This window comes from Pseudorhodobacter sp. (genome assembly GCF_030452865.1).
In the GTDB taxonomy this organism is placed as follows: Bacteria; Pseudomonadota; Alphaproteobacteria; order Rhodobacterales; family Rhodobacteraceae; genus Pseudorhodobacter.
On sequence record NZ_JAKDLJ010000177.1, the window covers coordinates 1 to 7,190 of the forward strand.

The following is a 7,190-nucleotide window of genomic DNA, read 5'->3' on the forward strand; positions in this document are numbered from 1 at the left end:
CACCCAAGGACACCAGCAGCACCTTTGGCACCGCAACCCCCGCGCGCCGGGTCAAGGACTTGGCACGCAAAGCGGCAAATTCGGCCCTGATCGGAGCATATTTCGCGCCCACCAGCAACCGGGCGGCATCAGGGACGAAACCGGCATAGAACGCCGGATCATGGCCAATATTCTGGTCGATCAGAATATCGCAATCATGGGAACGGTTGTGCAGATCATCAATCACGGCGATATGGCGCAGGGTTTTGCGCAAAGGGCGCTGATAGGCCGCATCCAGCGCGTAGTGATCGACCACCAGCATATCCGCCCCACCCGCTGCGGTAATCGCCTGCGCAGTAAGGTGCGCATCATCCAGCACCGGGCCACCCAGCCAAGCCAGATAGCCCTCCCCCTGCCAATCACGGGTCAGTGGCAGCAGGTCGCAGGCATAGCCGCGCGCGCCTATCTGCGCGGCCATATGCCCTTGATGCGCCTTGCAGACAAAGCGGGAAACCACCCCCATCCGCGTCAATCTGTCGGCAATCGACAGGCAGCGCATTACATGGCCAGTGCCGATCCTTTGACCAGCATCGGCCCTGAACACAGCCCGGTATTGGACAGGTTTTTGCGGTTCCAGGGCCATATCAGGGCCGGATTAAACCTTTGCGACCTTCAGCATGGCTGTCATCTCGTCATTGTTCAGCCACCAATCGTTGCTATCGCTGGAATAGGAGAAACGGTCCACAACCGGGGTTGCGCCATATACCTCTTTCAATGACGTGCGCTTGTATTCCGAAAACGCCGGTTCAATCGCGTAACGGTCGCCCATATCCACGGTAACATAGGCATCGTCTTCCGAGATCATCATCTCATGCAGTTTTTCGCCGGGCCGGATGCCGATTTCGCGGGTGGGCAGTTGCGGCGCAATCACATGGGCCAGATCAGTGATCTTGGTTGAGGGAATTTTCGGGACAAAAATCTCACCGCCCTGCATGAGGCTGAAGTTGGAGAGAACGAAAATCACGGCCTGCTGCAAGGTGATCCAGAACCGGGTCATGCGCATATCGGTGATCGGGATTTCCTTGCCGTTTTCCGCGATCTTGCGGAAGAACGGCACGACCGACCCACGAGAGCCCACGACGTTGCCATACCGGACTACGGAAAACCGTGGGGTGGGTCCGCCAACAAGATTGTTGGCCGCAACGAATGATTTATCCGATGCAAGCTTGGTCGCGCCATAAAGGTTGATCGGGTTGCATGCCTTGTCGGTGGAAAGCGCAATGACCTTTTCAACGCCTTGGCTGATGGCGGATTCAATGACGTTTTCCGCACCAAGAAGGTTGGTCTTGATGCATTCCATCGGGTTGTATTCAGCGATCGGCACATGTTTCAGTGCGGCCGCATGCACAACGTAATTGATCCCGTGCATTGCCATACGCAGGCGCGGGCCATCACGCACGTCACCAATAAAGAACCGCAGCTTGGCAAAGTTTTCCGGGCTCATCTCGGCGCGCATGTCCTGCGCCATTTCATATTGCTTCAACTCGTCACGCGAATAGATGACCAGCCGCTTCACATCCCAGTTGCTAATGATGGTACGAACGAACTTCTGACCAAAAGAGCCGGTCCCACCGGTAATCAGGATGCTTTTCCCTGTCAGGTCAGCCATGTTCTGGTCAAATTCATTGAGCGTGCGGCCCATGTCGGCTCCAATCGTTTTTACTTCGTTAATCCCGCCCGAGAGACATCCCAAGGACCCTATCCTGAACGAATGAGGTGGTACGATCTGGCAGGTGCGCAAAACAGCGGGCCATATCGCACGAAATACCCCAAACTTGTCCGGGTTAAAAGGATATTCGGAGATGGGAGTCAAGCCGTAGCAAAAGAACCTGAGCGGATATCGCGCAACTAGCTAAAGGCAGGATGCCGCCAAATAGCCATGGAAGGACTAGCAAAGCTTTTCCAACCGATTTAGAAGGCCCAAACGGGCTCTGCTTGGATACGATACTGCATTCGGGAAACGACCCGGACAGACCAAGGACACACCCTTAGCGCCGGAGTAGGATACCATGAGCATTTCAAAGGATAAATTGGACAGCACAATTCGGCGGATTTTTGCCGAGGTGTTCACCATGCAGGCCGATGGTGCGCCCGCCCCGGATCTTGCGGGCGACACGATTTTGTTGAACACGGGGATGGACAGCCTTGGATTTGCCATTTTGGTCACGATGCTCGAAGAGGAATTGGGTTTCGACCCGTTCAGCCTTTCGACCGAAGCCTATTACCCAAGCACATATGACGAATTTCTGACTTTCTATCTGGGCAATCAACCAGCATGAGCTTTCTGGATGCATTGGCGCATGTTGACCCCGAACGCAGGGCCATCGTGACGGCCGCGCAGACGGTCCGCTTCGCGGATCTGGTGCAGGCCGCCAGGGGTCTGGCGCCGGCACTGACGGGGCGGCATCTGGTGCTGAACCACCCGGATCTGGTGCAGGCCGTCACGCTGTTGGCGGCTGCTGACGGGCAAGCCGCAACCGTTGCCCTAATGTCACCGCAGCACGCCCCGCAGGTTCTGGCCCCACTGATGGCCGAGCTTGCCCCCGATCTGGTGCTGTCCCTTCAAGGGGTTGCCCTTGCGGCGGCGGGGTTGCAATCAGCTATTGCCGGGGATTTCGCAGAAATAGCTGTTTTGTTGCCCCCGGCTCCGACACAAACTGCGCAGGATACTGCCTGGGTTCTGACCACCTCCGGCACCACCAGCACCCCCAAATTGGTGCAACATTCCCTCTCCAGCCTGACGCGCACCACCCGCAGCGATACCGCGCGCGGGCGCGGGCAAGTCTGGGGCATGGTTTATGACTATACCCGCTTTGCCGGGTTGCAACTGGTGCTGCAAAGCCTGCTTTCGGGGGCCTGTCTTGTGCTCCCGCCGCAGGATGTGGCGCTGGACGTGCAATTGCAATTTCTGGCACAGCATGGCTGCACACATCTTAGCGCAACCCCGACCATGTGGCGCAAAATCCTGATGTCGCCGCAGGGCGGCAGCCTGCCGTTGCGCCAGATCACATTGGGTGGTGAGATTGCCGATGATACGATCCTGGCGAGCCTTGCCCGCGCCTATCCCACCGCCCGCCTCAGCCATATTTTCGCTTCGACCGAGGCCGGTGTCGGGTTTTCGGTCACCGATGGCAAGGCGGGGTTTCCTGCTACCTATCTGACCGACCCGCCCGCAGGCATTGGCTTGCGCATTGCCGAAGGCCGACTTTGGGTGCGCAATGATCAGGTGGGCGCCGCCTATCTTGATGGGCGCGGGGCGGTGTCACAGGATGGTTGGGTCGATACCGGCGATATGGTGGAGGAGCGCGACGCCCGCGTCTTTTTCAAGGGCCGCGAAAGTGGCGTGATCAATGTCGGCGGCAACAAGGTGCATCCCGAGGAGGTGGAGCGCGTGCTGCTGTCGCACCCGATGGTACAAATGGCGCGGGTTTATGGCAAGGCCAACCCGATCATGGGCGCGCTGGTGATGGCCGATATCGTGCCGGTGGCGGACGCGCCCGACACCATCCGCCAAGAGGTGACGGCCTACCTGCGCGCCCGGCTTGAAAAACATATGGTGCCTGCATCCCTGCGGCTGACCAACGGGTTTGACGTGAATGCAGCGGGCAAGATTACGAGAGAAGGCTGATATGAAAAATGTCCTCATCACCGGGGCAACCCGTGGCCTTGGCCTTGCCATTGTCGAACGCCTTGCGCAGGGTGGTCTATACCGACTGATCTGTGTCGGCCGCCGCCCGACCCCGGAGTTTGAGGCGCTGCTGGCCGCGCATCCGCAGATGATCCATTTCAAACCCTATGATCTGGATGATCTGGACGGAATTCCCGCGTTTGTCACCGGCATCACCCGCGAGATGGGCGCGCTTTACGGCATTATCAACAATGCGGGCATCGGATTGGATGGGTTGCTCGCCACCCAGCACCAGACCGAGATCAGCAAGGTTTTGCGCGTCAATCTGGAAGCGCCGATCCTGATGACCAAATATGCCTGCCGCAGTATGCTGACCAAGCGCGAGGGCCGGGTGATCAATGTCTCCTCGATCATCGCCTCTACCGGGTTTAACGGCTTGGCGGTCTATGCCGCCTCCAAGGCTGGCCTGGAAGGCTTTACCCGGTCACTGTCGCGCGAATTGGGCCGGGCCAAGATTACCGTGAACTGCATCGCGCCGGGCTATATGGAAACCGATATGACCGCAGGTTTGCAGGGTGACAAGCTGAACTCGGTGCGTCGCCGCGCCCCCCTTGGCTTGCCCCGCCCCGAAGATGTGGCAGGCGCTGCGGCCTATTTGCTGTCGGATGAGGCGGCGATGATGACGGGTGCGATCATGACCATCGACGGGGGCAGCACCGCATGAATACGGACCCCGGCGCATCCTCTGGCTTGCGGCTGGAACGCTTCACCGCGCAGAATGCCGATCTGGTGCTGTCCTGGCGCAATGCCCCGCATGTGCGGACCAATTTTCTAAGCGACGCGGAAATCACCCGTGAGGGGCATCTTGCATTCCTCGACACTCTGGAACGCCGGAACTGGCACTTTTTTATCCTGTCAGAAAACGATGTGCCGCTTGCGGTGCTGAATGTGAACAAGGATGGCACCGACAGCCTGTGGGGGTGCTATATCGGCGGCGACATCGTGCCGCGACCGGGGTTGTTTCCGGTATTGATCGGGGTTGCAGGCGTTCTGGCCTTCGATGTGCTCGGTTGTGATACGTTGAACAGCGATGTTTTACGCAGCAATCCGGCCCCGCAAAAGATCAATACATTTCTCGGCATTCCGGAAATCGGCACCCGGACGGATACGCGCCCCACAGGCGAGATGATAGAGGTTCTTTGCTACCGGGCAACGCGCAAGGATTGGCCCGCAATCAGCGCGCGTATGGATAAGATCCTGACCAAAAGCATGCGTGACATGCTGGCAGAATTCGCCGCTGACCCGCTATCGCGGATCACCTGACATGGCGGATCGCAACTACATCTTTGCCTCAACCAAACCTTGGAACATCGCTGCTTTCATGGCGGTGCGGGATCAGTTGCCCGGACGGTGGAGCGTGATCACCGGGCGCGATGATCTTGACCCGGCCCTGATTGCAGCCCTCGACCCGCGCTACATCTTTTTTCCGCACTGGAACTGGATCGTCCCCAAACCGCTGCTGGAGCGGTTTGAATGCGTCTGTTTCCACATGACAGATGTGCCTTACGGTCGCGGCGGCAGCCCGTTGCAAAACCTGATTGCGCGCGGTCATGACCAGACCAAACTGACCGCCCTGCGGATGAGCGACGTTCTGGACGCGGGCGATGTCTATGCCAAGTCGGCCCTCTCCCTCGCAGGCGCCGCGCATGAAATCTTTGACCGCGCTGCACATGAGGCGATCAAACTGTTGCAATGGATTGTGCTGAACGAACCCACACCGCAGCCACAGTCCGGGGAGGTGACAACGTTCAAACGCCGCACCCCGGATCAAAGCCTGTTGCCAGACACCCATGGCTTACAGGCCGTCTATGATCACATTCGTATGCTGGATGCAGAAGGCTATCCCAAGGCATTTCTGACCCATGGCGGTTTGCGGCTGGAATTTGCAGATGCACGCTTTGACGATGGATGTTTGACAGCCCAAGTCAGTTTGACCGAAACCAGGACAAAGGCGCCCTGAATGACACGCAACGTATTGGCCATTGTGGCCCATGCCGATGATGAAGCCCTTGGATGTGCCGGCACGCTGGCCCGCCATTCCGATGCAGGCGACCGGGTTCATGTGATCTTTGTCGCGGATGGTGTTGGCGCGCGCGAAGCGGGTATGGCCCCGGACCCCGACGATCTGGCCGCGCGCAAAGCCGCCGCGTGTCAGGCGGTGCAAATTCTTGGCGGACAGAAGCCCCTGTTTCTGGACCTGCCCGACAACCAGCTTGACACCCTGCCCTTGCTCAGCGTGATCAAGGCCATTCATGCTGCGGCCAGCCCCTTGGTGCCACAAGTGATTTATACCCATCACAGCGGCGATCTGAACATCGACCACCGCATTGTGGCCGAGGCGGTGCTGACCGCATTTCGCCCGCAGCCCGATGATTGCGTGGCCGAGATTTACGGCTTTGAAAACCTGTCCTCCACCGAATGGCGCTTTGGTGCCGGGGCAAATGCCTTCCTGCCGCAGAAATTCGTCAATATCACCGCGACCTTGCAGCGCAAACTGGCTGCCCTTGAAGCCTATGCCATGGAAATGCGCAGCGCCCCGCATGCGCGGTCGTATCAGACCGTGCGCGCCCTCGCCCAATATCGCGGCGGCTCTGTCGGGGTTGATGCCGCCGAAGCCTTTCACATCTACCGCCAAATCGAGGTTTGAGAACCATGACGCAGTATAACAGCCAGATGACAATCGAAATTGCGGGCCGCAAGATCGGGCCGAACGAAAAGCCCTATGTGATTGCCGAAATGTCGGGCAATCACAACAATGACATCAACCGCGCCCTGAAGCTGATTGATGCGGCGGCAGAGGCCGGGGCCGATGCGGTGAAATTGCAGACCTATACCGCCGATACCATGACCATCGACATCCGCACCGATGAATTTTACATCGACGATGGCGGGCTGTGGCACGGCCGCAACCTCTATGAACTGTACCAGGAGGCGAACACCCCTTGGGATTGGCACCCTGAACTGTTCGCCCATGCCAAAAAGCGCGGCATCACCTGTTTTTCCACGCCTTTTGATGCCTCGGCAGTCGACTTTCTCGAAAGCCTCGATGCGCCAGCCTACAAGATCGCCTCGCTGGAACTGACGGATGTGGATCTGGTGGCGCGGGTGGCGCGGACTGGAAAGCCTGTCATCATTTCCAACGGCATGGGCACAATGGGCGAGATTGACGAAACCGTGCGCGTTGCGCGGGCCAACGGCTGCAAGGATCTGATCTTGCTCAAATGCACGTCGGCCTATCCAGCCAAGCCGAAAGACGCGAACCTGGCCACGATCAAGGTGCTGCGCGAGGCGTTCGATTGCCAGGTAGGGCTCTCGGATCACACCATGGGGACGCATGTACCGATTGCCGCCGTGACACTGGGGGCGACGGTGGTTGAAAAACACTTCACCCTGCGCCGCGCCGATGGCGGGGTCGACAGCGCTTTTTCGCTGGAACCCGAAGAACTGGCGCAACTGGTGCGCG

9 protein-coding genes are annotated in these 7,190 nt (G+C 58.7%); 7 read left to right on the forward strand and 2 right to left on the reverse strand.

Annotation, left to right across the window (positions count from 1 at the left end; genetic code table 11):
- Positions 1 to 622: UDP-2,4-diacetamido-2,4,6-trideoxy-beta-L-altropyranose hydrolase (pseG, locus tag L0H65_RS11295; RefSeq protein WP_301459085.1), on the reverse strand; the 622-nt coding region annotated here is incomplete at its 3' end.
- A 12-nt stretch (positions 623 to 634) separates the two neighbouring features.
- Positions 635 to 1,681: a UDP-N-acetylglucosamine 4,6-dehydratase (inverting) gene (gene pseB / locus L0H65_RS11300; RefSeq protein ID WP_301459087.1), complete on the reverse strand. Its 1,047-nt coding sequence runs from the start codon at positions 1,679 to 1,681 to the stop codon at positions 635 to 637.
- Positions 1,682 to 2,048: 367 nt separating this feature from the next.
- On the opposite strand from pseB, the gene L0H65_RS11305 reads away from it, so the two are divergent.
- The 7 genes from L0H65_RS11305 to pseI form a co-directional block, all read left to right on the forward strand.
- On the forward strand, positions 2,049 to 2,318 hold the full coding sequence (locus tag L0H65_RS11305) for an acyl carrier protein (protein WP_301459089.1): 270 nt from the start codon (positions 2,049 to 2,051) through the stop codon (positions 2,316 to 2,318).
- Positions 2,315 to 3,667: a class I adenylate-forming enzyme family protein gene (locus L0H65_RS11310; RefSeq protein WP_301459090.1), complete on the forward strand. Its 1,353-nt coding sequence runs from the start codon at positions 2,315 to 2,317 to the stop codon at positions 3,665 to 3,667. Before L0H65_RS11305 ends, L0H65_RS11310 begins: the two co-directional genes overlap by 4 nt.
- 1 nt (position 3,668) lies before the next feature.
- Positions 3,669 to 4,391, forward strand: a complete 723-nt coding sequence (locus L0H65_RS11315; protein WP_301459092.1) for an SDR family NAD(P)-dependent oxidoreductase — start codon at positions 3,669 to 3,671, stop codon at positions 4,389 to 4,391.
- Positions 4,388 to 4,990 (forward strand): hypothetical protein, encoded by a 603-nt coding sequence (locus L0H65_RS11320; protein ID WP_301459095.1) that lies wholly within the window; start codon positions 4,388 to 4,390, stop codon positions 4,988 to 4,990. Before L0H65_RS11315 ends, L0H65_RS11320 begins: the two co-directional genes overlap by 4 nt.
- Before the next feature lies 1 nt (position 4,991).
- Entirely contained in the window at positions 4,992 to 5,687 is a 696-nt protein-coding gene (locus tag L0H65_RS11325; RefSeq protein WP_301459096.1) for a hypothetical protein, read from the forward strand.
- Positions 5,688 to 6,374 (forward strand): PIG-L deacetylase family protein, encoded by a 687-nt coding sequence (locus L0H65_RS11330; RefSeq protein WP_301459098.1) that lies wholly within the window; start codon positions 5,688 to 5,690, stop codon positions 6,372 to 6,374.
- A gap of 5 nt (positions 6,375 to 6,379) precedes the next feature.
- Positions 6,380 to 7,190: pseudaminic acid synthase (gene pseI, locus L0H65_RS11335; protein ID WP_301459100.1), on the forward strand; the 811-nt coding region annotated here is incomplete at its 3' end.